Annotated in this window: 29 protein-coding genes; 9 read left to right on the top strand and 20 right to left on the bottom strand. The window is 63.5% G+C overall.

All coding sequences use genetic code 11. The annotated features are described in order from the left end of the window. Window positions 1–76: 76 nt before the first annotated feature. From RMO51_RS03900 to RMO51_RS03885, 4 genes are all read right to left on the bottom strand, one after another. Entirely contained in the window at window positions 77–664 is a 588-nt protein-coding gene (locus RMO51_RS03900; protein WP_310392188.1) for a Uma2 family endonuclease, read from the bottom strand. Between the two features lie 47 nt (window positions 665–711). Next, a complete protein-coding gene (locus tag RMO51_RS03895; protein ID WP_310392186.1) occupies window positions 712–1,269 on the bottom strand; it encodes a Uma2 family endonuclease in 558 nt (185 codons plus the stop codon). Between the two features lie 162 nt (window positions 1,270–1,431). Continuing rightward, window positions 1,432–2,271 carry a hypothetical protein gene (locus tag RMO51_RS03890; RefSeq protein WP_310392184.1) on the bottom strand — a complete coding sequence of 280 codons (840 nt, stop codon included), beginning with the start codon at window positions 2,269–2,271 and terminating at the stop codon, window positions 1,432–1,434. 34 nt (window positions 2,272–2,305) lie between these two features. Continuing rightward, the gene (locus tag RMO51_RS03885) at window positions 2,306–2,761 is read right to left on the bottom strand and encodes an ABA4-like family protein (protein WP_310392182.1); all 456 of its coding nucleotides are present in this window, start codon (window positions 2,759–2,761) and stop codon (window positions 2,306–2,308) included. A 181-nt stretch (window positions 2,762–2,942) separates the two neighbouring features. Here RMO51_RS03885 and RMO51_RS03880 point away from each other — a divergent pair, with 181 nt between their 5' ends. Beyond that, window positions 2,943–3,527, top strand: coding sequence for a hypothetical protein (locus tag RMO51_RS03880; protein ID WP_310392179.1), 585 nt, complete (start codon window positions 2,943–2,945; stop codon window positions 3,525–3,527). 94 nt (window positions 3,528–3,621) lie between these two features. Further along, window positions 3,622–4,320, top strand: coding sequence for a hypothetical protein (locus RMO51_RS03875; RefSeq protein ID WP_310392177.1), 699 nt, complete (start codon window positions 3,622–3,624; stop codon window positions 4,318–4,320). A 41-nt stretch (window positions 4,321–4,361) separates the two neighbouring features. Here RMO51_RS03875 and RMO51_RS03870 read toward each other — a convergent pair whose 3' ends face one another. The 8 genes from RMO51_RS03870 to RMO51_RS03835 all read right to left on the bottom strand — a co-directional run bounded on the left by RMO51_RS03870 (window position 4,362) and on the right by RMO51_RS03835 (window position 12,042). Then, complete coding sequence (locus tag RMO51_RS03870; RefSeq protein WP_310392175.1) at window positions 4,362–5,507, bottom strand: AMP-binding protein; 1,146 nt, start codon at window positions 5,505–5,507, stop codon at window positions 4,362–4,364. Window positions 5,508–5,539: 32 nt separating this feature from the next. Beyond that, window positions 5,540–5,989, bottom strand: a complete 450-nt coding sequence (locus RMO51_RS03865; RefSeq protein ID WP_310392173.1) for a hypothetical protein — start codon at window positions 5,987–5,989, stop codon at window positions 5,540–5,542. Between the two features lie 101 nt (window positions 5,990–6,090). Then, window positions 6,091–6,558 carry a DUF6155 family protein gene (locus RMO51_RS03860; protein ID WP_310392171.1) on the bottom strand — a complete coding sequence of 156 codons (468 nt, stop codon included), beginning with the start codon at window positions 6,556–6,558 and terminating at the stop codon, window positions 6,091–6,093. Window positions 6,559–6,822: 264 nt separating this feature from the next. Further along, window positions 6,823–7,305, bottom strand: a complete 483-nt coding sequence (locus RMO51_RS03855) for a GNAT family N-acetyltransferase (RefSeq protein WP_310392169.1) — start codon at window positions 7,303–7,305, stop codon at window positions 6,823–6,825. 261 nt (window positions 7,306–7,566) lie between these two features. Further along, on the bottom strand, window positions 7,567–8,391 hold the full coding sequence (menB, locus tag RMO51_RS03850; protein WP_310392166.1) for a 1,4-dihydroxy-2-naphthoyl-CoA synthase: 825 nt from the start codon (window positions 8,389–8,391) through the stop codon (window positions 7,567–7,569). A 138-nt stretch (window positions 8,392–8,529) separates the two neighbouring features. After that, window positions 8,530–10,263, bottom strand: coding sequence for a 2-succinyl-5-enolpyruvyl-6-hydroxy-3-cyclohexene-1-carboxylic-acid synthase (menD, locus tag RMO51_RS03845; protein WP_310392163.1), 1,734 nt, complete (start codon window positions 10,261–10,263; stop codon window positions 8,530–8,532). Window positions 10,264–10,375: 112 nt separating this feature from the next. Further along, window positions 10,376–11,608, bottom strand: a complete 1,233-nt coding sequence (locus RMO51_RS03840) for a chorismate-binding protein (RefSeq protein ID WP_310392161.1) — start codon at window positions 11,606–11,608, stop codon at window positions 10,376–10,378. Beyond that, window positions 11,608–12,042 carry a hotdog fold thioesterase gene (locus tag RMO51_RS03835; protein ID WP_310392159.1) on the bottom strand — a complete coding sequence of 145 codons (435 nt, stop codon included), beginning with the start codon at window positions 12,040–12,042 and terminating at the stop codon, window positions 11,608–11,610. Before RMO51_RS03835 ends, RMO51_RS03840 begins: the two co-directional genes overlap by 1 nt. Before the next feature lie 172 nt (window positions 12,043–12,214). On the opposite strand from RMO51_RS03835, the gene RMO51_RS03830 reads away from it, so the two are divergent. From RMO51_RS03830 to RMO51_RS03800, 7 genes are all read left to right on the top strand, one after another. Further along, the gene (locus RMO51_RS03830) at window positions 12,215–12,838 is read left to right on the top strand and encodes a histidine phosphatase family protein (RefSeq protein ID WP_310392157.1); all 624 of its coding nucleotides are present in this window, start codon (window positions 12,215–12,217) and stop codon (window positions 12,836–12,838) included. A gap of 141 nt (window positions 12,839–12,979) precedes the next feature. Further along, the gene (locus RMO51_RS03825; RefSeq protein WP_310392155.1) at window positions 12,980–14,809 is read left to right on the top strand and encodes a pyruvate dehydrogenase complex dihydrolipoamide acetyltransferase; all 1,830 of its coding nucleotides are present in this window, start codon (window positions 12,980–12,982) and stop codon (window positions 14,807–14,809) included. A gap of 78 nt (window positions 14,810–14,887) precedes the next feature. After that, entirely contained in the window at window positions 14,888–16,006 is a 1,119-nt protein-coding gene (locus RMO51_RS03820; RefSeq protein WP_310392153.1) for an acyltransferase, read from the top strand. A gap of 140 nt (window positions 16,007–16,146) precedes the next feature. Then, window positions 16,147–16,689, top strand: a complete 543-nt coding sequence (gene hslV / locus RMO51_RS03815) for an ATP-dependent protease subunit HslV (RefSeq protein WP_310392151.1) — start codon at window positions 16,147–16,149, stop codon at window positions 16,687–16,689. 117 nt (window positions 16,690–16,806) lie between these two features. Beyond that, complete coding sequence (locus RMO51_RS03810) at window positions 16,807–17,778, top strand: deoxyhypusine synthase family protein (protein ID WP_310392149.1); 972 nt, start codon at window positions 16,807–16,809, stop codon at window positions 17,776–17,778. Window positions 17,779–17,832: 54 nt separating this feature from the next. Next, entirely contained in the window at window positions 17,833–18,054 is a 222-nt protein-coding gene (locus RMO51_RS03805; RefSeq protein WP_310392147.1) for a type II toxin-antitoxin system prevent-host-death family antitoxin, read from the top strand. After that, entirely contained in the window at window positions 18,044–18,385 is a 342-nt protein-coding gene (locus RMO51_RS03800; protein WP_310392145.1) for a hypothetical protein, read from the top strand. The genes RMO51_RS03805 and RMO51_RS03800 overlap by 11 nt, the downstream gene beginning before the upstream one ends. A 67-nt stretch (window positions 18,386–18,452) precedes the next feature. On the opposite strand, the gene RMO51_RS03795 is transcribed toward RMO51_RS03800, so the two are convergent. The 8 genes from RMO51_RS03795 to RMO51_RS03760 all read right to left on the bottom strand — a co-directional run bounded on the left by RMO51_RS03795 (window position 18,453) and on the right by RMO51_RS03760 (window position 22,785). Next, the gene (locus RMO51_RS03795; RefSeq protein ID WP_310392143.1) at window positions 18,453–18,833 is read right to left on the bottom strand and encodes a PH domain-containing protein; all 381 of its coding nucleotides are present in this window, start codon (window positions 18,831–18,833) and stop codon (window positions 18,453–18,455) included. Between the two features lie 49 nt (window positions 18,834–18,882). Further along, entirely contained in the window at window positions 18,883–19,575 is a 693-nt protein-coding gene (locus tag RMO51_RS03790; RefSeq protein WP_310392141.1) for a hypothetical protein, read from the bottom strand. Between the two features lie 388 nt (window positions 19,576–19,963). Beyond that, entirely contained in the window at window positions 19,964–20,113 is a 150-nt protein-coding gene (locus tag RMO51_RS03785) for a hypothetical protein (RefSeq protein WP_310392139.1), read from the bottom strand. 3 nt (window positions 20,114–20,116) lie between these two features. After that, window positions 20,117–21,046 carry a DUF3667 domain-containing protein gene (locus RMO51_RS03780; RefSeq protein WP_310392137.1) on the bottom strand — a complete coding sequence of 310 codons (930 nt, stop codon included), beginning with the start codon at window positions 21,044–21,046 and terminating at the stop codon, window positions 20,117–20,119. A gap of 425 nt (window positions 21,047–21,471) precedes the next feature. Beyond that, window positions 21,472–21,645, bottom strand: coding sequence for a hypothetical protein (locus RMO51_RS03775; protein WP_310392135.1), 174 nt, complete (start codon window positions 21,643–21,645; stop codon window positions 21,472–21,474). 94 nt (window positions 21,646–21,739) lie between these two features. Further along, entirely contained in the window at window positions 21,740–22,204 is a 465-nt protein-coding gene (locus RMO51_RS03770; protein ID WP_310392133.1) for a hypothetical protein, read from the bottom strand. 48 nt (window positions 22,205–22,252) lie between these two features. Next, window positions 22,253–22,450, bottom strand: coding sequence for a hypothetical protein (locus tag RMO51_RS03765; RefSeq protein WP_310392132.1), 198 nt, complete (start codon window positions 22,448–22,450; stop codon window positions 22,253–22,255). 110 nt (window positions 22,451–22,560) lie between these two features. Next, the gene (locus RMO51_RS03760) at window positions 22,561–22,785 is read right to left on the bottom strand and encodes a hypothetical protein (protein ID WP_310392130.1); all 225 of its coding nucleotides are present in this window, start codon (window positions 22,783–22,785) and stop codon (window positions 22,561–22,563) included. Between the last annotated feature and the right edge of the window lie 7 nt (window positions 22,786–22,792).

The raw sequence follows: 22,792 nt of genomic DNA, 5'->3' as shown, positions 1-22,792 counted from the left end.
TTGGGCGCTGGTTGAAAATTCCCTTTCACTACCCAAGCTTTGGCAACCGGGAGCCCCGGCGCCACTCACCTTTTGCTTACGGCTGCAGCCGCAGCTCCTTCAATTCCAATGCAAAGCCGGGCAGTACTGGGTCGCCGCTCAGCACCTGGTCGAAGCCCTGCACGAGGCGGGGCGGGTGGGGCGGCTCGAAGACGTGGACGGTTTCGGTGCTGGGCACCACGAGCCAGGCCAGGCGCACCCCGGCCCCCAGCCACTCGTGCATCTTGCCCAGCAGGTCGGGCAGGCGGTCGGAAGAAGAAGCCAACTCCAGCACGAAATCGGGGCAGATGCGGGCGAAGCGGCGGCGGTCGTCGGAGGCCAGCGCCTGCCAGCGCTCCTCGGCCACCCACGAGGCATCGGGCGAAAGCATGGCCCCGCCCGGCAGCGTGTAGCCCGTAGACGAGTCGCCGACCCGGCCCCGGCGGTGCTGGTGGTTCCAGTTGCCGAGCTGGCGGGACAGCTCGTTGTTGGCAAAGCCGCTTTCGGTAAATACGGGGGGCATGATTGTAATCTGGCCGCTGCCGTTGCGCTCGATGCGCAGGTCGCGGTGGTCGAGGCAAAACTGGGCAAACTCTTCCTCAGTAAGGCGGTCGAGCACCGGGGTTTTCAGCTTGATGGGTTCCATGTGAAGGGTGGTAAAAGGCAGCCGGGAGGTCAGGGCAATTGGGAGCATTAGGTCAGCCGCAGCCGTCGCAGCTGCAGCCTGAAGCCAGGAAGGAGCGGCCCGGCCACCAGGTCCTGGTCGAACCCCACGACGGGGCGCACGGGCTGGCCGGGCTCAAAAACGTATACCGACTCCGTGGCCGGCGCGACGAGCCAGCCGAGTTGGGCCCCCGCCTCCAGCCAGTGCTCCAGTTTGCGCATCGTTTCGGTCAGGCGGTCCGTGGGCGAGAGCAACTCCGCCACAAAATCGGGGCAAATGCGGGCAAAGCCCCGCCGGTCATCGGCGCTGAGGGCATCCCAGCGGGCCTGCGCAATCCAGCTGGCGTCGGGCGAGAGCATGGCCCCCATCGAAAGCGTGAAGCCGGCCGACGAATCGAAGACAATGCCCTGCGCGTGTTGGCGATTCCAATGAGCCAGTTGATAGTTTAATTCGCCGTTGGCGGCACCGGATTCAGAGCTGGCGGGCGGCATAATGGAGATTTGGTGGTCAGCGTCGCGCTCGATGCGCCAGTCGCGGTTGTCCATGCAGAACTGGTAGAACTCCTCGTCGTTGAGATGTTCCAGCACAGCAGACTTTAGTTTAAGGACATCCATAACGGCGGCGGTTATTGCGGCAACAAGGTACGTAGAAAGCTGCCCCGCCGGCCGGGCTTTCACGGCGCGGGTTGGCCTGCCACTGCTGAAAAAGATGCGCGGCCTCGTTCACGGTAAGTACTGCCTCTCGGCCTTTTATTGCCCGGCCCAGAGCGGCCGGCCCAGCAAAGCCCAGGCAAAGAGCCCGCCCACGGCCCCGGCGTAGAGCGCGGCCCCGGCCCAGGTGAGGCCCGCGGCCCGACGCGGCCGGTAGCGGCTGGCGGCCCAGCCCAGCAGCGGCAGCACCTGCAGGGCGTGCATGCCCAGGAAATGGGCCGCGCGCAGGTCGCCGGCGCGGGTGCTCCAGCCCAGGGCCGCCAAGCCCGGGCCGCCGTCGGGGGCGCCCACGGTGTGCTGGTTGAGGCGAATCATGACCCCGCCCACCAGGCTGCCCGCGATGAAAACCAACAGCCCCAGGCGCATGCCCCACACCAGGCCGGCCGCCCCCCGCGGCCGGTGACGCCACATCAGCCACAGCGCCCAAAAAGTCATTAGGGTGTTCACCAGAATAAACCAGCCCATGATGCCAAACAACGCCCCATCCAGCGCCGAGCCCACGTTGAAGTGGGACGTGGTGCCGCGCGCCGCCTGAATAAAAATAACGGCTTGCTCCACCAGCATGCTCACCGCCACCCCCAGGCCGAGGCGGCGTGCGGGGCGCTGCGCGGGTTCTGGCAGTTGGGCCAGCAGCCAACCCAGCGTCCAGGCGTAAGCCACGATGGAAACCGAGAATTTGAGCGGTTTCATCCAAACCGGCAGGCCCGTAACCACGCGGTGGTCGAAGGGCAGCAGCGCGAGGGCCAGCAGCGCGAGGGCCACGTTCAGCGCCCCGGTCCAGAACAGGGCCGGATTGGCCCGGCGCTGGTCGGCCAGGAAACGGCGGGCGGCGCCCCCGGTGCGGGGCTCGGCAGCAGGAAAAAGCGCGGGGCTGGTCATGGCGAAAGCGGTATGGGAATGGGGAAACAGGTGTTCAGGCCGCCGGCGCGGCCGCCGCGGGCGGCGCCGGCCGAAACAGCCGCCGCCCGCCACAGTATAGCAGCAGCCCCAGCGGCCCGAGCAGGAACGTGGCCAGCAGGCACGGAACGAGGACCCAGTGCGGCACGCCGCGCCGGTGGGCGTCGCGGGTTTCCCAGGCGCCCACGGCCAGGTCGAAGCAGAGGTAGTGCACCCAGCCGGCCAGCAGCGCCCACGGCTCCCGAAACAGCGCGGCCACCTCGCCCAGCGACCCAAAGCCGCCGCCCGGCGCGGGGTGCGCTACCGTCTGGTAGCCAATAAAGGCCACGTAGGCAGCGGCCAGCAGTAGGGGTAGCGCGCCGCTCAGCACCACGGCGCGGGTGCCGCGCCAGCGCGGGGCCAGCACCAGCAGCGCCCAGCCAAGCATGGCGACCGGGTTGGCCAGGGAAAACAGAAAGTCGGGCGTCGGCATAAACTTCGTGAAATCGTACTATTTGAGACGAATGTACGCTTTGAAGCGACTGGTGCGTTACTGTAATCGGGGCGAAGCGTTGGCGGGTGGCGGCGAAACGGCGGCGGCGTCCGGCAAAGCAACCCTGCGGCGGGCATCCGTCTCCTACCTTTCCGAACCACTTTCCCCATTCTGCCCGCCCATGTCATCGTTCCTCCCCGTGCTCGCCCTGAGCGCCGCGCTCCGTTTGTTGGCCGGCCCCGCGCCGCTGGCCGCCGCGCCGCCGACGCCGCCCGCCCCGGCCGTGCTCAGCGGCCACCTCGCCCACGCCCCGGCCGGCGACAGCGTGCGCCTATCCTACGGCCGGGTCAAGGTCAAAGCCCCGCTCGGCCCGGCCGGCGACTTCCGGCTGGCGGTGCCCGGCCTGCAAGCGGGCACGCCGGCGGAGTTTTTTTACGCCAGCCAGCGCACCGCCGTGTACCTGAGTCCCGGCGACCAGGTCCGGCTCACGCTCGACTTCCCGCGCTTCGACGAAACCCTGCGCTACACCGGCCGAGGGGCCGATGTCAACAACTACCTGGCCCAGTCGCTGTGGAAGTTCGAGTACGGCCCGCCCGGCGCCGTGCCGCGGCCGGAATTTGCGCCCACCACCACGCCCGCCCAAATGCGCCGGATGGCCGACGCCTTCCGGGCCGAGCGGAAAACCTTCCTCGCCGCCTATACCAAAACTCACCCGCTGCCGGCCGACTTCCGGCGCAACGCCGCCCTGGACATGGACCTCCAGTGACGGCCGCCCTGGCCCCATAACCCGGCGCTGCCCCCGCGGTTGTGCACGGGCGGCCGGCAACACCGGCCGCCCGTTTGCACGTATTCCGCCCATCATGGCATTCACCGTCCCGCTGCTGGGCACGCTGCTGCTGGCTTCCGCCGGCCAAGCGGCGCCGTTGCGCGCGCCCACGCCGCCCGACACGGTAGTGGGCCGGCGGGCCGTGCCGCGCCTGGCCCACCGCCGGGTGGTGGTGCAGTACGACTCGCGCTACGCCATTCTCAACCACCGCCTCACCACCATCAACGGCCTTAAGCTGGGCGTGGAATTCAAAAACCGCCTCCGCACCGGGGCGGCCGTCTATTTTCTGAGCGCCGGAGTGCCCACCCGCCAGGCCCGGCCCGATGATGCCGCCGAAAATGCCGCCGCCGAGCTGCGCTTCCGCTACCTGGCCGCCTACGGCGAGTACGTGCTGCTGGAGACGTCCCGCTGGGAACTGAGCAGCAACCTGCAGCTCGGGCTCGGGTCGGCCTACGTGCGCTACACCACCCAGGCCGGCAGTACCAGCCGGACCCCCAAGGAGTTTTTGGGCGTGGTCGAGCCCTCGGTGGCGGCCCAGTTGCGGGTGTTCCGCTGGGCCGGGTTGGGCGCGGGCGCCGGGTGGCGGCAACCCGTGTTCGTGCCCAATACCATTCAGCGGGAGCTCAACGGCCCGGTTTTCTACCTGCGGGCGAAGCTTTTCCTCGGCGACTTGCTGAAGGTGATAAAGCAAAAAGACCCGCTTTTCACGCAGGAAGGCCTGCGCCGGGAATAAATGTGGGCAGCCGTGGGCAGCGGGCCCACGCGCGCCGGCCGCTAGTGCGCGCGCGCGCTGGCGGCGTCGTCTTCGGCCAACCCGCGCAGGGTGCCCGGCCGGTCGAGTTTGCCGCTGGCAGTGGCTTGGAATGCGGGCACGTACACCAGTTGCCGGGGCCGCTCGTAGCGTCCCAGCCGCTCGGCCAGCAACTCTTGCAACCGTTTTTCCAGCTCCGCCGAAAGGGAAGGCCCTTCGATAAAAGCCGCGACGGCCTGCCCCAGCCGCTCGTCGGGCCGGCCGGCCACGAAGCAGCGGCGCGCCTCGCCGATTTCGGCCAGCGCCACGTCGAGCACCAGCTCCACTTTCTCGGCGGGCACTTTCACGCCGCCGGAGTTTATCATGAAGTCGGCCCGGCCCAGCCACTCAAAGTTGTGGGCGTCGAGTAGCTGCACCTGGTCGTTGGTGATGATGAGCTGGTCGTCGGTCACGTCGCCGCGCAGCGTCAGGCAGCCGCGCGCGTCCTGCCCGGCCGCAATGCCGGTGAGCACCCGGTAGGCGGTGCTGGCCCCGGGCCCGTTGAGGCGGCGCAGGGCCACGTGCGAGCAGGTTTCGGTCATGCCGTAGGTGTGGTACACCGGCGCCCGCAGCCCGCGGGTGGCTTCGGCCAGGGCGGCGTCCACGGTGGCGCCGCCCACCAGAAGGGCCTTCATGGCGTTGAGGCGGGGCGCCTGGTTCGCCGCCAGCAAGGCCCGCAACTGCAGGGGCACGAAGGCCGCGAAGTCAAACTCCGCGTCGGGCGCCACCAGGTCCAGCAGCGGGTTGCCCTGCGGCTCCACCACGGTCAGGTGCATGTTCCGCTCCAGCCCGCGCACCAGCATCATCAGCCCGCCGATGTACTCGCAGTTGAGGCAGACCAGCGCCCGGTCGCCGGGCCCGAGGTCGAAAAAGTCGCCCGTGCGCCGGGCCGAGGCCTCCAACTGCCGCCGCCGCAGCACAATGGCCTGCGGCGTGCCCGTGCTGCCCGAGGTGGTGAGGGTAAACGCCTGGGTGCCGGTCAGCCACTGCCGCACCAAGTCCAGCACCCTGGCCTCGTAGCCGTTCACCGGCTCGTGGAGTTGGGCGGGGTATTCGCGGATGGCGGCGTAGCCGAACTCGCGGCCATTGAGCAGGAGAGAGGCGGGAAGCAGGCGGGAAGAGGAGGCCATGAGGAGCAAGGAAAATGGGGGAGTGCGTTGGTTCAGCTCAGCAGCCAGCGCTGGTAGGTGGCGGCGGTGGGCGCCAGCCGCCAGCTGAGCGCCAGCAGCATAACCGCGCCGGCCACCAGGTCCAGCACTTGGTGGGTCACCGTGTAAGAAGCAAGCAGCGGCAATGCCAACAGGCTCAGCAGGCTGTTCCGCAGAAACACCCGGCTTTGGTAGATGCGGAGGTTTTCCTCGGCCGGGCGCCGCAGGTTGCCGCGCATGCGCCGGTACAAGCCAAACAAGAGAAGGCCCGCCACCGGCACCAGGGCGCCCAGCAGCAGCAGGGCCGGCCAAGTGGCCAGGCGCGGCTCCAGGGTGGTGCTCACGGCCGTCCGGCTCCCGGCGGCCAGCACCGCGCCGCCCATCAGCAGCGCCTGCGCCGGGTAGTGCAGCCAGTGCAGCCGCCGGATGCGCCGGATGGCTTGGTGAAAGTCGGCGTCCGTCATCGTCGCAAAATAAGGCCTGCTGGCGGGCCGCCTGACGCAATGGGCCCCCTGGCTGGCCAGGTATGGGCCGCCAAGCAGCAAGGAGACTGCTGGCTAGCGACTTAAAAGTTGGTTTCCAACGCCCGCCGGGCGTCGAGCAGCGCCCGCCGGGTTTCGTAGTCGGCGGTGGACTGCAGCGCCTGCCCCAGGCGGAGGAAGCGCGCCGAAAAATCACGGAACTTCTCCGTGCTCAGGAACTGCCCCAGCCACTGGGCGAAACCGGCCAGCTCGGGCTGCTGGCTTGAATACGGCAGCTGCTCGGTCAGCAGCTCCGCCGCCGGCTCCAGCTGCCGGAAGTCGCTGATGGCCTGCTTGCCTTCGCGCAGCCGAAGCGGATGCCCGCGCTTGGGAAAAAAGGCTTCCACCACCCTGACCTGGTATTTTTCGAACCGCTCCTGTTCGTTGGGCTGTACGTAGAAATCCAGGTACTCCCGGGCCGCTTTGTTCTTTTTATATAAATCAGCAATCAGGGCAACGAGTTGGTTCTTGTCCAGCGTTTTCAGCCCTTTTTTCAGATTGACTAATCCCATAATCAGTAGTAGCGACTAGTAAAAGGCCAGGTTATGCCACGACTTGTTCTGGGCCAACGGCCACGGCTCGCCGATGTGGTGGTATTCTATTTTACGTCAGCCGGAACAGAAGCCTATTGAAAACTGAAATTGAAGTTATATTCTTTTGTCAGGGTTTATTCGCGCGCCCCGAACTGTAGTCAATAAGCGACATGCTGATGAGAACATATTCTTCAACCAGCATAGTGGAAAGCCCCATGTTGGGAGTTTGCTGTTATTCTATTATCAGTCCGAAATTTTGTAAATATGTTCTCCAATTTCTGTTTGTCGAGCATTAGCAAACCTTTTTCCCTTTCCAGTTTTTACAAAACCGCATTTCTCTAAAACTTTTTGTGAGCCATGATTATCAAATGCAACACGTCCATAAATTGGTCTGATTTGTTCGGTTTTTAAAAAGTCTTTAAGTGCAGTTGTGGCTATTCCCTGTCCCCAAAACTTTTTGTCTATCCAATAAGTGATTTCAGCGTCATTTTTAATTACAAACTTGGCAACACTACTCGCAATTATATCATTTACTTTTATTGTCCGCATATTTATTGTCGGGTCAATCAAAAATTTTGTATACTTCTCAACGTAAGCGGTTTTATCGTTTGAGTCTTTGGATGTGAAGACTGCTAAATAATTCGCTTCTTCGTCAAGCTGAAATTGAAAAAATGCGTCTAAATCATCTTTTTCTGTTTCAGCCAATGTGATATTGGCGTTTGTCATTATTTTGAAACCCTGTAAGGTTTTGTTATTTTGAGGGAGTTTCTTACAATGGCCACCAGCGGTTGGATTACCGCAACTGACTTTCGGGCGTCCACTTTCGGAAAACGGGAAGCGGCGCGGGGATAAACATGCCTTCCCGCTGCTTCGGGGACGGCGCGGCGGGGGTAGCAAATCCGCGCCCGGGCCACGCCAACCAAACAAGCCCGCCGCGCTTCGCGGAGGAAGTGCGGCGGGCCCTGGGGGCGGGCAACTTGCGGCCACTTACGGAAATTTCGGAAACTTCGAGAAGTCCGGCTGGCGCTTTTCCAGGTAGGCGTTGCGGCCTTCTTTGGCCTCGTCACTCAGGTAGTAGAGCAGCGTGGCGTTGCCGGCCAGCTCCTGAATGCCGGCTTGTCCGTCGAGCTCGGCGTTGAAGCTGGATTTGAGCATGCGCAGCGCAAGCGGGCTTTTTTGCAGGATTTTGTGGCACCAGGCCACGGTGGTTTCCTCCAGCTGGTCGAGGGGCACCACTTTGTTTACCAGGCCCATGTCGAAGGCTTCCTGGGCGTCGTACTGGTCGCAGAGGTACCAGATTTCGCGGGCTTTCTTCTGGCCTACGATGCGGGCCAGGTAGGAGGCTCCGAAGCCGCCGTCGAACGAGCCCACCTTGGGGCCGGTCTGGCCGAAGCGGGCGTTCTCGGCCGCCACGGTGAGGTCGCACACCACGTGCAGCACGTGGCCGCCCCCGATGGCCCAGCCCGCCACCATGGCAATCACGGGCTTGGGGATGGTGCGGATGATGCGCTGCAGGTCGAGCACGTTGAGGCGGGGCACGGCGTCGTCGCCCACGTAGCCGCCGTGGCCGCGCACGCTCTGGTCGCCGCCCGAGCAGAAGGCCCGGCCCCCCTCCCCGGTGAGGATGATGACGCCCAGGTCGGTGCGGTCGCGGCAGATGTTCATGGCCTCAATCATCTCCTGCACCGTGAGCGGCGTGAAGGCGTTGTGCACCTGCGGCCGGTTGATGCTGATTTTGGCGATGCCGCCGTACTGGGAGAAAAGAATTTCTTTAAATTCCTTGATGGGGCTCCAGGTGATGGGCTCGGACATAGAGTTAAGTAGAGTAAAAGAACGTCATGCTGAGCGCAGCCGAAGCATCTCGCGCGGGGTAGTGACTCAATCGTGAAGACGGAGCGGGCGAGATGCCTCGGCTGCGCTCGGCATGACCGTTCGGGTGGTGTTAAATGTTCAGGCAAAAGCCGCTTTCACGGCATTACGATATTGCTCAAAAAAGGCGGCGTTGGTCTTGCTGTCGGTGAAGATTTCGAGAATGGCGCCGCCGGTTTCGGCTGCAAAGAAAACCGGCAGCGCGGTTTCAAGTTCGGCAAACGACGAAACAGGGAAGTAGCGCAGGCCGAAATCCCGGGCCGTGTTCTCGGCCGTGAGGGCCTGGCGCGTCTCAAAAAACTCCTCCAGCTCGGGCTGCTGCCGCGGCCCGTCAAGCAGCCGGAAGATGCCGCCGCCGTGGTTGTTGAAGAGCACCACCCGCAGGTTGGGCGTGGGGTAGTTGTGCCAAAACGCGTTGCGGTCGTAGAAAAACGCCACGTCCCCCGTGAGCAGCACCACGGGCCGCTCGGGCTGCGCCAGGGCCGCACCCACGGCCGTGCTGGTGCAGCCGTCGATGCCGCTGGTGCCGCGGTTGGCGAAGACTTCGATTTGCCGGCCCCGCGGGATGCCCAGGATGTTGGCGTAGCGCACGGCCATGCTATTGGCCAGGTGCAGGGCGGTGTTGTTGTGGAGAGCGTTGAGGGTGAGGCGAAAGGCCGAAAATTCGCTGAATGGTGTTTGTAAGCGTTCAGCAAAAAAGTCATTTAATACTAGCTCTGCCCGACGGTTTGCATCGCGCCAGCTCTTGCCAAATTTTTGGGCTTGCAGTCGGGTATCCTGCGAAAATTCACGGGCGAATTCCTGAAAAAAGTATGTAGTGTTTACTCGAAATACCTCTGTTAGCGAACGAAATACATCTGCTACAGGTGCACTGTGTGGCTGGATGTGCCAATGCTGCTGAGAAGGATGCTTCCGTAAGTATTGCTTGAGTGCTTTTGAAATGAGAGACTTTCCAACTGTAATCAGTAAGCTTGGTTGCAGTTTTTCTGCGTACTGTGAATTAGGACTTGTCAAAAATATGTCCTGTAAAGAAACAGTGGACTTCTTATCGTTGACGTTGCTAATGACATCAGCTACAATGATAGCACCACTTTGTTGCGCGAAGTAGCTAAGAGCATCGTCCAACTCTTTAGACTGTTCTTTTTGTGCTACAACGATTAAAATTCTGGTAAACAGGTCAGTCCAATCGGGTCGTTCCGTTACCAGTTCTATACCGAATGTGTTTGTTGAATCCTGTGCTCCACTGTCCCGGATAATCTTTACATCCTGCTCGTACTCAATCACCTCCCCAGTCTTCGGATAAAACGGCTCCCGCAGCGGCACGTTTACCTGCACCGGCCCGGCGGGCGCGGCCTGCGCCAGATTAATGGCCTCGTTCACGAGGCGCGCCGAATGCCATTTCGCATCGGTGTGCGCAGTATCGACCGGAAACTCGAAGGCGCCCTTGGCGTGGGCGCCGTACAGGTTGCGCTGGCGGATGGTTTGGCCATCGAGCTGGTCTATCCATTCCGGTGGGCGGTCGGCAGTGAAAATTACCAGCGGAATTTGCTGAAAAAAGGCCTCGGCCACGGCCGGGGCGTAGTTCAGGCCGGCCGTGCCGGAGGTGCACACCAGCGCCACCGCCCGCCGCTGGGCCTGCGCCATGCCCAGGGCAATGAAGGCGGCCGCCCGCTCGTCGGGCACCACGCGCACCGTCAAATCGGGGTGGCGGGCGAAGGCCAGCGTGAGCGGCGCCGAGCGCGAGCCCGGCGAAAGCACCACGTCGGTAATGCCGTGCCGGGCGCAGATTTCGGCGATGTTGTAGACGGCCTGCATGGGAGCAATTAAAAATTATGAATTAAAAATTAAAAATAAATTCATTGGTAATGAGCGGGGTGATTTATGGGCCGAAACCGGGGGTTCATTTTTAATTTTTAATTCATAATTTTTAATTCAACACCGCGGCTACGGTTTGCAATTTCAATTCGGTTTCTTGCCATTCCCGGGCCGGGTCGGAGTCCACGGTGAGGCCGGTGCCGGCGTAGAGAATGGCTTCGGTGGGGCGCAGCTGCAGGCAGCGCAGGTTCACGTAGAGGCGGGCCACGCCGGGGGCGGCCACGTTCACCGGGCCCAGGAAGCCGCTGTAGTAGGCGCGGTCGTAGCCCTCGTGGGCTTGAATGAACTGCAGAGCCGCGGCTTTGGGCATGCCACCCACGGCCGAGGTGGGGTGCAGCAGGCGCAGCATGTCGGTGCCCAGGTTGGGAAACGGTACTTGCCGGAGGTTTACCTCAAAGTCGGTGCGCAGGTGCAGCAGCTGGCCGGCAATGACGGTGCGGGGGCCGGTTTCGTGGTATTCGCGCAGCCGCAGCTGCTTGAAGCAGTTCACGACGTAGCGCGCCACCAGGGCCTGCTCTTCGATTTCCTTCTGGCGCCAGATGGCCGTGCGGGGCGTGACGGCGGCGGTCAGGGGCTGGGTGGCGGCCAGCGCCATGGTGCGGAAGATGCCGTCGGCCGTCACTTCGGCCAGAATTTCGGGCGTCGCGCCCAGCCAGGTGCCCACGCCCGGCACGCTCACCAGCGACACGAACGCACGCGGGTACTTCTCGCTCAGCTCGGCCAGGGCCGCGAGCGGGTCGAAGCCGGCGGGCAGCGCGCGGCGGGCGGCGCGCGAGGTCACCACTTTCACCACGGCCGCGGCCTCAATGGCGGCCACGCCCGCGTCCACCAGCGCGGTGTACTCGGTCCGGGTGGCGGCGTGCGGCGCCGGTTGCGGGCTGTGGTGCCAGCCCAATTCCTCTACGGGCGCGGCGGCCAGCCAGGCCGTCAGGGCCGGCACCAGGTCGCGGGCCGGGGCGGCCACGGCCACGGTTTCGGGCTGCCCGGTGTCGAACACCACGTCGGGGGGCAGGAACAAGGCCGGGGTGTGGTCGGAGTCGCGGAAGGGAAAAAAGGCAAAGCCGGCGGGGGCCTGCGCATCGAGCGCCGGGGGCAGGCCGGTGTAAGCGGCTTCCAGGGAGCGGGCCACCAGCAGGCGCGGGTGGTCGGCGCCGGGCTCGCGCCACACCGCCAGCGGCCGGCCGGTGCGCAGGGCCCCGGCCACCAAGTGGCGCAGGCGGCCCGCCGCCGGGAGGCCGGCGGCCGCGGCGGGCCAGCGCAAGTGCCGTAGCTCGCCGGTCTGCATTAGGCCGGGCTCGTGCCGGTGGCCGGCAAGTCAATCACCGCCATGGTGATGCGGCTGATGCACACCAACGCGCCGGTCTCTTCGTGGCTGATGCGGATTTCCCACACCTGGGTGCTGCGGCCCACGTGCACCGGGGTGGCGCGGCCCACTACCCAGCCGTCGCGCACGCCTCTGAGGTGGTTGGCGTTGATTTCCAGGCCCACGCAGGCGTGCTTGGCGGGGTCCACGCGCAGGGCGGCGGCGAGGCTGCCCAGGGTTTCGGCCAAAGCCACCGAGGCGCCGCCGTGCAGCAGGCCCATGGGCTGGTGGGTGCGGCCGTCGACGGGCATGCGGCCTTCGAGGTAGTCGGCCGTCACGGCGGTGATTTCGATGCCGAGGGCATCGGCCAGGGTGGGCCGCGAGGCCGTCCAGCGCTTTATTGCTTCCAGGGTCATCCTGATGTAATAGTGATTAGCGGTTAGTGGTTAGTGGCGAAAATGCGGAATTTAACGCCAGCGTGTTTTTTGCAAATCTCTAATCATTCATCACTAACCGTTAACCGCTAAAAAGCAAACCTCGTACTTTGAAGGATTGTTGACGCATCGACCCGCAAAACTACCGCCAAAAGTGAGGCCCCGGACCATTTTCCTTCTGCGCCACGGCCAGACCGATTTCAACGTGCAGGGCATCGTGCAGGGCAGCGGCGTCGACTCAAGCCTCAACGACACCGGCCGCCGCCAGGCCGCGCAGTTTTTTGCCGCTTACGGCCACGTGCCGTTCGCCAAGGTGTACACCTCGGCCCTGCGCCGCACCCAGGAATCGGTGCAGCGGTTTTTGGACCTGGGCCGGCCGCACGAAGCCCACGCCGGCCTCAACGAAATCAGCTGGGGCGTGCGCGAGGGCACCCGCATCACCCTGGAAGAAGACGAGGAGTACCGCCACGTGCTGGCCGGCTGGGCCGCCGGCCGCACCAACGCCCGCCTCACCGGCGGCGAAAGCCCGGAAGAAGTGGCCGCCCGCCAGCGCCCGTTCATCGAGCTGCTCAAGGCCCGGCCCGAGGAAGAAACGGTGCTCGTTTGCATGCACGGCCGCGCCATGCGGGTGCTGCTCTGCCAGTTGCTCAACTACCCGCTCCGCTACATGGAGGGCTTCGAGCACAGCAACCTCTGCCTCTACAAGCTGGAGTTTACGGGCACGGTGTTCACCGTAAAGAACTTTTTGGACGTAACACACCTGCAGGCCGCGGGCTGAGGCAGTTTGGCGGGTGCGCAAATAATTTCCGACAACCGCGCCAATTCTCATCGGAGATTATTTGCTTATCCGCTGATATTATTCGACCGACTAACTTTTCAGGCTAATTTTGGCCTCCTCAATCCAAGCGCGACAAATCCGATGGCCGAAATCATAAAAATGCCCAAAATGAGCGACACGATGACCGAAGGGACCATCGCGGCCTGGCTCAAAAAAGTAGGCGATAAAGTTAAATCCGGGGATATTCTGGCCGAAGTCGAAACCGACAAGGCCACCATGGAGCTGGAAAACTACGAGGACGGCACCCTGCTCTACATCGGGCCGAAGGAAACCGAGTCGGTGGCCGTCGACGGTATTCTGGCCATCGTGGGCAAGGAAGGGGAGGACTTCGCGGCCCTGCTTTCCGGGGCCCAGGGCGGCGCGGCCGCCGCACCGGCCGCTGCGCCCGCGCCGGAACCCCCAAAAGCTGAGGCGCCCAAAGCCGAGGCTCCGAAAGAAGCTCCTGCGGCGCCGGCTGCGGCGTCCGTGCCCGTTGCGCCCGCGCCTGCTGCTCCGGCAGCCACGGCCCCGGCCGCGGCTGTCAACGGTAAGAAGGCCACCGTAGTGCGCATGCCCAAAATGAGCGACACGATGACCGAAGGCACCATTGCCGCTTGGCTGAAAAACGTGGGCGACCAGGTGAAGTCCGGGGACATTCTGGCCGAGGTTGAAACCGACAAGGCCACCATGGAACTGGAGAACTACGAAGACGGCACTCTGCTCTATACCGGCCCCAAAGCCGGCGAGGCCGTGGCCGTCGATGGCATTCTGGCCATCATCGGCGAAGAAGGTGCCGACATTCAGGCCCTGCTGGGTGGGCAGAGCGGCGGGGCCGCGCCGGCGGCTGATGTCGTTCCGGCAGAAATTCCTGCGTCTGTCGAGGCGGCGGCTCCCGCCGCAGCTGCCGAAGCGCCTGCCCCGGCTGCCGCCCCAGCCGCCCCGGCCCAGTCCGCTGCTGAAGTGCCCGCCGTGCCGGGTGGTCGCATTCTGGCTTCGCCGCTGGCCAAGAGCATTGCCAAAGAAAAAGGCATCAATCTGGCCCAGGTGGTGGGCAGCGGCGACAACGGCCGCATTGTGCAACGCGACGTGGAGAACTTCCAGCCAAGCGCGGCGCCGGCGCCGGCCCTTGCAACTCCGGCTGCCCCCGCGGCCCTGGCCGCGGCGCCCCAGCCGGAGCCGGCGGCAACACCTGAGCCGGCGCCCGCGGCCCAGCCCCCGGCGGCAGTGGTGGCGCCCGCCGCGCCCGCGTCGGGTACCTACACCGACGTGCCCGTGTCGCAGATGCGCAAGGTGATTGCCCGGCGCTTGTCGGAAAGCCTGTTCACGGCGCCGCATTTCTATCTCACGATGGAAATTAACATGGACAAGGCCATTGAGGCCCGCGTCAAACTGAACGAGCTGTCGCCAATTAAGCTGAGCTTCAACGACCTGGTGCTGAAGGCGGCGGCCGTGGCCCTGCGCCAGCACCCGGCGGTGAACTCCTCGTGGCTGGGCGACAAAATCCGCCAGAACCACGTCATCCACATCGGTGTGGCCGTGGCCGTGGACGAGGGCCTGCTCGTGCCGGTGATTCGCAATGCCGACCAAAAGGGCCTCTCGCAAATCGCGACGGAAGTGAAGGAGCTGGCCGGCCGCGCCAAAACCAAGAAGCTGCAACCCGCCGAGTGGGAGGGCAGCACCTTCACCATCTCCAATCTGGGCATGTTCGGCATCGACGAGTTCACCGCCATCATCAACACGCCTGATTCCTGCATTTTGGCCGTGGGCGGCATCAAGCAAACGGCCATCGTGAAAGACGGCCAGTTGGCGGTGGGCAACCTGATGAAGGTGACCCTGAGCTGCGACCACCGCGTGGTGGACGGCGCCACCGGCGCGGCCTTCCTCCAAACGCTGAAAGGCCTGCTGGAAGACCCCATGCGGATGCTGATTTGAGTCGGCCTCCAGCACACCAAAAAACCAGCCGCCGCCGGCTGGTTTTTTTTTGCCGAAGGAATTGCTCCGGTAAGCAACATGAACCCCATGGTTAGTCCGCCCAAGCCAGCTTTTGGTCCCACCACCAGCGCGGCGCTCGACGCGCTGCGCATCGTGGCGGCGCTGGTGGTGGTGGTTTTCCACGCCAGCAGCCAATGGACCACCGCCTACCCGGCCCTGCACGCTGCGCTGGGCAAAGCGGCGCACGCGGCCGTGGTGCTTTTCTTCGTGATTTCGGGCTACGTCATTGCCGCCACTACGGCCCGCAACAACCGCGGGCCCCGGCAATACGCCCTGGCCCGGCTCAGCCGCCTGTATTCGGGGCTGGTGCCGGCCCTGGTGGTCACGGCGCTGGTCGAATGGCTCATTGGCACCGCCGATGCGGCCGTGGCGGCGCGCTACGTGCGGGAATATTCCGGCGCCCGGTACTTGCTAAGCCTGTTTTTCGGCAACGAGGTGGGGCCACTTTCCGCGGCGCCGCCCCTGAATTCGCCCCTGTGGTCGCTGAGTTACGAATTCTGGTACTACGCGCTTTTTGGCATCTGGACGTATCGGCGGCTCACCCGCTGGGGCTGGCTTTGGCTGGTCCTCGCGGCCGTGGTTGCCGGCCCCAAAATTTTGCTGCTGCTGCCCGTTTGGCTATTTGGGGTGGGGGCCCACCGCCGGCCCGCACCGGCAATGAGCGCCGCGCACGGGTGGCTCCTGGTGGGGCTGTTATTGGCTTTGGGCGGGATGGCAGCTGCCGCGCTGCCCGCGCTGCCCGCGGCGGTGGGCACCCGACCCTTGTTTTTTTCCGGCCAGTTCGTGACCGATTGGGTGGTGGGCGCGTTGTTCGCGGGGGCAATCTGGGGTTTGCCCGCCGGGACGGTTTCGGGTCCCCGCAGGTGGGCCAAGCCGTTGCGCCTTGTCGCCGACGCGTCGTTTCCGCTCTACGTGTTGCATTTCCCGCTTCTCGTGCTGTGGCGGGTGCTGTTCGGCCAGCAGCTCAACAACCTGCAACAACTGGGCTGGGTAATCTTGGGCGTAACCCTGCTGGCGGGCGCGGCCGGGCTGCTGCTTGAGCGGCAGCGGAGCAGTTGGGTCCGGTTGTTTGACTGGCTTATTCGCCGTTTCACCAAAAAGCCGGCGCCTGGTGGGCCCGGGGTGCCCAAAGCTTAGTCCGTGCCGTAACAGACTAGTTCACCAGGCGTTCCGCCGTATCGAGGCCAGCATTCGGCCGCGAGTCCCGCCTTGTTTATCCGGCCACTTTTGCGGAGCGGGGCCGGTGGTGGGAGGGCGCGTTGTAATTTCGACTTCTTATGCAAGCAAAAATTCGTTCTACTACGGTCCTCGGCATCCGCCACAACGGCGAAATTGCCCTCGGCGCCGACGGCCAGGCCACCATGGACAAACACGTGGCCAAAAGCAACGTCCGCAAAATCCGTAAGCTCCAGGATGGGAAAGTCGTGACGGGTTTTGCCGGCTCCACGGCCGATGCCTTCACGCTGCTCGATAAGTTCGACGAGAAGCTGACCAGCTACGGCGGCAACCTCAAGCGCGCCGCCATCGAGCTGGCCAAGGAGTGGCGCAAGGACCAGTACCTGCGCAAGCTCGAAGCCATGATGGTGGTGGCCGACCGCGACGAGCTGCTCATCCTCAGCGGCACCGGCGACGTGCTGGAGCCCGACTCCGACGTGGCCGCCATTGGCAGCGGCGCCATGTACGCCCAGGCCGCCGCCCTGGCCCTCAAGAAGCACGCCCCGCACCTCTCGGCCCGCCAAATGGTGGAAGACGCCCTGCACATCGCGGCCGACATCTGCATCTACACCAATCACAACCTGATGATTGAGTCGCCTTCTTAGCAAGCTGTTAGCTAATAGCGGTTGGCTGTTAGCTTTCTCTCTTGCGTAACCAAGCCCTATTGAACTCATTCCGATAAAAAGCTAACAGCCAACTGCTATTAGCTAGCAGCTAAAAAAATGCAAGTAACCAACTTCCTGCGCCACCACTTTCGCCACTTCAACGCCGCGGCCCTCATCGATGCGGCCGACGGCTACAACCAGCACCTGGCCGACGGCGGCAAGATGATGATAACGCTGGCCGGGGCCATGAGCACCGCCGAAATGGGCATCCAACTGGCCGAGCTTATCCGCCAGGACAAAGTGCACATCATCAGCTGCACCGGCGCCAACCTGGAAGAGGACATCTTTAACCTCGTGGCCCATGACTTCTACGAGCGGGTGCCCAACTACCGCGACCTCACGCCCGCCGATGAGCAGGCCCTGCTCGACCGGCACATGAACCGCGTGACCGACACCTGCATCCCCGAGCACGAGGCCATGCGCCGTCTGGAGCACACCGTGCTCAAGTTCTGGGAAAAGGCCGACCAGGCCGGTGAGGCGTATTTTCCCCACGAGTTCTTCTACCAGATTCTGCTGAGCGGCGAGCTGGAGCAGTACTACCAGATTGACCCCAAAAATTCCTGGATGCTGGCCGCGGCCGAGAAAAACCTGCCCATCATCTGCCCGGGCTGGGAAGATTCCACGCTCGGCAACATCTACGCCGGCCACGTCATCACGGGCGATGTCAAGAACGTGCACACCATGCGCACGGGCATTCAGTACATGATGTACCTGGCCGACTGGTATACCAAAACCGCCACCGAGGCCAGCAAGGTGGGCTTTTTCCAGATTGGCGGGGGCATTGCCGGCGACTTCCCCATCTGCGTGGTGCCCATGCTGCACCAGGACCTGCAGCGCCATGAGGTGCCGCTCTGGGGCTACTTCTGCCAGATTTCGGACTCCACCACCAGCTACGGCAGCTACTCCGGCGCCGTGCCCAACGAGAAAATCACCTGGGGCAAGCTGGGTGAGAAAACCCCGAAGTTCATCATCGAGAGCGACGCCACGATTGTGGCGCCGCTGGTGTTTGCCATCGTGTTGGGGCAGTAGGCCACCCGGGAACCAGCCGAACCAGCTATTTCTCCGGTTTAAATTTGAAGTCTTATGAAAACAACCGTGCAATACTTGACCAACGAAGCCGGCGAGCGCACGGCGGTTGTAGTCCCTTACTCGGACTGGGAAAAGCTGCAACGCCAGCAGCAGCAACTGCGGGAGAAGCTGCAAACCATGCAGGGTATCAGCAATGGTTTCCGCGAGGTGCAGGCGGCGCGGCGCGCTGGCCAGCCGCTTCCATCGCTGCGGGCGTTTCTGGACGATGCCAGTTAGCGTTGTTACCACGCCGAGTTTTCTGCTGGCCGCCAAAAAGCTACTCAAGAAATACCCATCGTTGAAAGCGGACTTGGCATCATTGGAACTTCAATTGCTGGCCAAACCGGATTCCGGTACGCCACTGGGGCAGAATGCGTACAAAATCCGGCTGGCCATTCGCAGCAAAGGCCGGGGCAAAAGCGGTGGAGCTCGCATCATCACCCACTTGGAAACGGTGTTCGTGACCGATGAAGCTACCCAACTGGTGAGCTTGCTTTACATCTACGACAAGGCAGATACAGCCAACATTAGTCAGCGCGAGTTGGAAGACTTGATTAAAAATTTATAGCCAAAGGGCCTGCCGCTTCATCAGCGGCAGGCCCTTTGGCTAGGTACTGGGCAGCCGAAAGCAGCGCCTATCCCAGCACGTGCGTTGCCAGTACTTTCTGGAGGTCGTAAATGTTGACCTGCTTGTTGAATTTGCGCGTCACGCTGGGTAGGGCTTCGCTCGAAACCCAGATTTTCAGTTCGGCGTCGAGGTCCAGGTGGCCGGCGGTTTCGATGGCGAAGCGGGAAATACTTTTGTACATCACCGAAAGGTATTCGACCTTTTTGCCGGTCAATCCCTGCTTGTCGACCAGAATCAGGCGTTTGTTGGTGAAAATAAAGACATCGCGCACCAGCTTAAAGCCAATTTCAATGGCCTCGCCTTCGGCCAGCAGAACTTCGTATTCGGCGTTTAGCTCGTTGGGTTGCGCAACGCCGGCATTGCCAAGAATGGCAGAAAAAAATCCCATATAAGTAGGTAATCAGGTTGGTGGTGAGGTGAAACGGGAACCGCAGCCGCTAGGCGGCAGGCAGGGCCTCCTTGGTCGGCTGGGTAAAAATTTGGGGGCTGTAGAGGGCCCGCACCGCGTCGGGCTCGTCGAGGTGCAGCTTCACCTGGTCGAGCAGGTTGAGCTTTAGCTGGCGGGCGGCGGCTTTGCGCAGGGCTTTTTCGGCCCCGCTGCCGCCCTGCACCTCGCCTTTGCTCGCGCCCTGGGCGTTGCGGGCGGTGGCGTAGTCGCGCTTGAGTTGCGCGGCGCGGTCAAGCAGCTCCTGGCCTAATTCGGCCTTGTGGGTGGTGGTGAGGGTGGCCACGCGCTCCAATAGCACGGGCAGGGTGAGGAGCGTGGCCCCGCTGTACTCGCTGCGGCCTTTGGGCAGGAAGGCGGTGAGGGCTTCGGGGTTGGGTTTCTGGCGCCCGAACACGTAGGCCACGTCCACGAGCAGCTCGGTGCGGGCCCAGCGCTTGAACTCGGCCAGGAGCTGTTCCACGGCGTCGGTATTGCCCAGGCGCTGGCCCACGTTCGCGTCCTGGGTGCCCAAGAAGGCGGCGTAGGCGTCGTGGTGGGGCTGCAGGGCGGCCATCATGGCCGTGTACTGGCCGGTGCCGTTCTGCCCGGCCATCAGCCGCAGGTGGTCGGCCATGAGGTCGCGGAAGTCCGTGCGGGCCAGGTTTTTGTTCAGAAACGGGTTGCGGAGGTAGGACAGGAACATAAAGTGGTGAGAAGCGGTGGATGATGAGCCGGGAAGGTAGCGAAAATAACTGCGCCTCAGGCGGTTTTGCTAACGCATTCTTGGGGTTGGGCCGCCGCCCGCGCCAGCCGCGGGGTGCCCCAGGCGCGGGGCGCGGGGCGGGGCCTCGCAGCCCTCATCCCCACCCTTTAGGTCGCCTGCTTCCGTCTGAAACCCTGTGCCCACTGTTTGGGGCGGCTTGCCGAGGGGTCAAATCCTGCGCTCCCGGTCTGGGAGGCGGGCGTTACAGGCGAAACCCTGCCTTACCGGAAGCTGGAGGGCAGGGTTTCGGTGCTGCGGTCGTAACTCTTGCACGAGTGCCCCTAATTAAAGCAGTTTAGCAAGCACCCAATATGGATTTTCCTGCACATCACGTACTGCTTCCTTCGTCCATACCAAGCGTTCCAAAGCGGTGCATTTCCTCGCCGGTTTCACCCACCGCGGCTGGGTTCGGCACTGTTTGGTCGGGCCGGTTCAGCTTCAACCACGCCGTGCCGTCATAGATGCTGAACAAATCCATAGGCTAGCGCGTGGCGGCCGCCTGCGGCTTCTTCGGAACAGCTTTCGGCCGCAAATCCGGCCGCTCGTTCAGCACCTGCACCGTAAGCACGGCGATGCACACCACCGCAGCCAGCAGCAGCACCCCGATTTGCAGCAGGGAAATGCCCAGGGCCCGGCCGTAGCGTCGCGCCGCGGTAAGCGCGGGGGCGGCCAGCAGCAGTTGCGCATTCACCCAGAGGGAGTAAAATATCGTGGGTATAAAAATTAGCTGCGAGGTCACCTTGAGGAACGTCTGGTTGCCCGCCAGCAGCCCGGGCAGCATCAGGGTCAGATTGAGAACCGTGAGGGTGCCCCCGATGAAGGCATTGGCCAGCAGCACCTCGGCGTAGTTGTAGCCCGCCCGCCGCAGCAGCCGCCACGCCACCAGGGCGTTGAGCGGCATGAGCACCAACTGCATCAGGTAAGGGTGTTTCATGGCGATGGACAGGTAGCGCTCCATCACCACCGACATGAGCGCCGCCGGGGGCCCACCCGCCGTGGCGGGCTGAGATATCAGCATGGCCCGGTGCAGGTCGACCTGAAAGGCCGACATGACCAGGGCCGAGAGACCCGTCAGCAGCAGCAGGTAGCTCACCGGGCGGAATTGCCGGGTGCGCTGCCCGGCCAAATACCCCCGAATGGTGAGGCCGGGGCGCGTGAGCATCTGGTAAAACGTGTACGCGATTCCCTTGTCGACGTGCCACACGGAATGCGGCAGGTCGTGCAGCAGCAGGTGCTTCAGCGTGATGCGGTGGGTGTCGGCCGGCTGCCCGCAGTGGGCGCAAAACCGGTCGGTGAGGGCCGCGCCGCAGTCGAGGCAGGCGTGCTGGGCGGGCGGACCGCCGCCCGGGGCGTTCTCAAGGGCGTTGACGGCCACCGTCGCCGTCAGGTGCGTGGAGTAGTCGAAGGACATAGGCGCTAAATGTCAGGGGATAAAGCCGGAAAATGCCCGGCGTAGCAATATCGGAAGCAGGGCCGAAAAAGCAATGCGGGTGCCGACATATGATAACATGCCCCATGGACGCCGGGCCGCGCCCGCCCTAAGGAGCCGCCAGGGGAGAATCAGCCGAGCTTGGGCCGCGCGGGCAAGTTGCCATCGTACCCGCAAAGCCCTGTTTCGCCGGGGCCACCGAAACCGATTTTGCGGGCGTCGCGTCCGCGGCAACGCCCCGGCCAACGCCCGCGTGGCTTTCCCATGTTCCGACGCGGCCCGCTGGGTTGGGTCAATGGCCAGCGCGTGGAGGCGTCGGGCGGAACGAACTTATAGTCGGGTTTCGCCGCATAAAAAAAAGCCTTCCCGCTGCGTAGGGGAAGGCTTTTTCTTGTGCGGTAAGACAGCTATTTACTGTTCGTTTTACGCTGGCGATAGGAGTCCACCTGCTGGCGTAGCACGGCCAGCAGGCTGCCGTAGCGTTGGCGGGCTTCCTGCCGGCCTTCTAGCTGCCGGAGGCGGGCGCTTATCAAGTCGGAGAAGTCCTCGACGGAATAGGAGCGTTTCGGCGCGGTGGACAAGGGAAAAACAACTAGGGAACGACCGGGCAAAATAGCTAGCTGCGGGGTGCTGGTTGTGCGTCGCGCTTCAAACTTAATACGCAAACCCGAAAAATTAAAAACGAAATACCGGCCGGTAAGGATTCCAGATGCCCCAGGGAATCATGAGCAGCACCAGCAGCAGGGCAATGCCGAAGAAGGTCAGGGCCCTTTTGTGCTTGAGGGCGTCGCCGGCGGCTTTCTTGGACAGGCTGCGGCCGACCTGGGCCAGCACGGCGGCGAGCAGCATCACGACGACGTGCTCCAGGCCGAAGAACCGGGCTTCGGGGTTCTTCATGGCGCCGGCGGTTTGCATGGCTTTCAGGCCCCAGGGGCTCAGGCCGAAGTACAGGCCCAGGCCCAGCAGCACCTGCAGGTGCATCGAGCCCACGAAACTGGCGCCCAAGCCGTTGTCGGCCCCGGCGAAGGGGCGGCGGCCCGTCCAGCCCACGTAGGCCCGGTAGAGGGCGAAAACGCCAAACACGACCACGAGCCAGCGGGACCAGGAATGCAACACGAGGAGAACGGAGTAAGCGGACATAAGAAGCAAATGGGTGAGAGCAAGAACCAAGGCGGCGCCCCGCGGCGCTTAGGCCAACGCCAGCGCGGCCAGCTTTTTCTTGTCGCGGTGCACCACGAACATGATGATGAACAACGACACGTAGGGCAGGCCACACCCCACGCCAAACCAGCGCCAGAACGAGCGGCCGTGGCTGTAGGCCATAAATGCCGTCATGAGCGGCATAAAAAACAGCGGGGTCAGAATGACAACAAGCGCTTCAATCACGGCGACAAGAACAATGGCAAGCGAGCCGCAAAGGTACGGACGAGCCCGCGGTCATTGCGCCAAAAATGGGCACCTTCGGCGCGGCCGCTGCCGGAATTCCTCCCCGGGAATCAGGTTTCGGATGGTGGCTTGGGCCCTCGCGCTGCCTTCTCTTCGGCCAGCTGGGCCCGCATGGCCACGAAGAGCGCCACGAACACCGACACGAACGGCAGCACGAGGCCCAGGGCGAACCACCGCCGGAACGAGCGGCCGTGGCTGGCCGCGATGTAGCCGGTGATGGGCGCGAAAACCAATGCGGCAACCGCAAGAATCAGGACAAGGTGAAGGGGGCGCACGGCGGGC

The sequence above is a fragment of the Hymenobacter sp. genome, assembly GCF_031398885.1.
Lineage (GTDB): Bacteria > Bacteroidota > Bacteroidia > Cytophagales > Hymenobacteraceae > Hymenobacter.
The sequence above is the reverse complement of the archived record's forward strand: the minus strand, read 5'-3'. Positions and strand labels throughout refer to the sequence as shown.

Excerpts from the sequence above, each read along its gene's own strand:
- RMO51_RS03885 (WP_310392182.1), bottom strand. The coding sequence starts at position 2,761 with ATGCCGACGCCCGACTTTCTGTTTTCCCTGGCCAACCCGGTCGCCATG.
- RMO51_RS03780 (WP_310392137.1), bottom strand. The coding sequence starts at position 21,046 with ATGTCCTTCGACTACTCCACGCACCTGACGGCGACGGTGGCCGTCAAC.
- RMO51_RS03855 (WP_310392169.1), bottom strand. The coding sequence starts at position 7,305 with ATGACAAACGCCAATATCACATTGGCTGAAACAGAAAAAGATGATTTA.
- RMO51_RS03770 (WP_310392133.1), bottom strand. The coding sequence starts at position 22,204 with ATGTCCGCTTACTCCGTTCTCCTCGTGTTGCATTCCTGGTCCCGCTGG.
- RMO51_RS03880 (WP_310392179.1), top strand. The coding sequence starts at position 2,943 with ATGTCATCGTTCCTCCCCGTGCTCGCCCTGAGCGCCGCGCTCCGTTTG.
- RMO51_RS03785 (WP_310392139.1), bottom strand. The coding sequence starts at position 20,113 with ATGGATTTGTTCAGCATCTATGACGGCACGGCGTGGTTGAAGCTGAAC.
- RMO51_RS03790 (WP_310392141.1), bottom strand. The coding sequence starts at position 19,575 with ATGTTCCTGTCCTACCTCCGCAACCCGTTTCTGAACAAAAACCTGGCC.
- RMO51_RS03860 (WP_310392171.1), bottom strand. The coding sequence starts at position 6,558 with ATGGGATTAGTCAATCTGAAAAAAGGGCTGAAAACGCTGGACAAGAAC.
- menB (WP_310392166.1), bottom strand. The coding sequence starts at position 8,391 with ATGTCCGAGCCCATCACCTGGAGCCCCATCAAGGAATTTAAAGAAATT.
- RMO51_RS03875 (WP_310392177.1), top strand. The coding sequence starts at position 3,622 with ATGGCATTCACCGTCCCGCTGCTGGGCACGCTGCTGCTGGCTTCCGCC.
- RMO51_RS03865 (WP_310392173.1), bottom strand. The coding sequence starts at position 5,989 with ATGACGGACGCCGACTTTCACCAAGCCATCCGGCGCATCCGGCGGCTG.
- RMO51_RS03795 (WP_310392143.1), bottom strand. The coding sequence starts at position 18,833 with ATGGGATTTTTTTCTGCCATTCTTGGCAATGCCGGCGTTGCGCAACCC.
- RMO51_RS03835 (WP_310392159.1), bottom strand. The coding sequence starts at position 12,042 with ATGACCCTGGAAGCAATAAAGCGCTGGACGGCCTCGCGGCCCACCCTG.
- menD (WP_310392163.1), bottom strand. The coding sequence starts at position 10,263 with ATGCAGGCCGTCTACAACATCGCCGAAATCTGCGCCCGGCACGGCATT.
- RMO51_RS03800 (WP_310392145.1), top strand. The coding sequence starts at position 18,044 with ATGCCAGTTAGCGTTGTTACCACGCCGAGTTTTCTGCTGGCCGCCAAA.
- RMO51_RS03900 (WP_310392188.1), bottom strand. The coding sequence starts at position 664 with ATGGAACCCATCAAGCTGAAAACCCCGGTGCTCGACCGCCTTACTGAG.
- RMO51_RS03820 (WP_310392153.1), top strand. The coding sequence starts at position 14,888 with ATGAACCCCATGGTTAGTCCGCCCAAGCCAGCTTTTGGTCCCACCACC.
- RMO51_RS03890 (WP_310392184.1), bottom strand. The coding sequence starts at position 2,271 with ATGACCAGCCCCGCGCTTTTTCCTGCTGCCGAGCCCCGCACCGGGGGC.
- RMO51_RS03870 (WP_310392175.1), bottom strand. The coding sequence starts at position 5,507 with ATGGCCTCCTCTTCCCGCCTGCTTCCCGCCTCTCTCCTGCTCAATGGC.
- RMO51_RS03840 (WP_310392161.1), bottom strand. The coding sequence starts at position 11,608 with ATGCAGACCGGCGAGCTACGGCACTTGCGCTGGCCCGCCGCGGCCGCC.
- RMO51_RS03825 (WP_310392155.1), top strand. The coding sequence starts at position 12,980 with ATGGCCGAAATCATAAAAATGCCCAAAATGAGCGACACGATGACCGAA.
- RMO51_RS03810 (WP_310392149.1), top strand. The coding sequence starts at position 16,807 with ATGCAAGTAACCAACTTCCTGCGCCACCACTTTCGCCACTTCAACGCC.
- RMO51_RS03805 (WP_310392147.1), top strand. The coding sequence starts at position 17,833 with ATGAAAACAACCGTGCAATACTTGACCAACGAAGCCGGCGAGCGCACG.
- hslV (WP_310392151.1), top strand. The coding sequence starts at position 16,147 with ATGCAAGCAAAAATTCGTTCTACTACGGTCCTCGGCATCCGCCACAAC.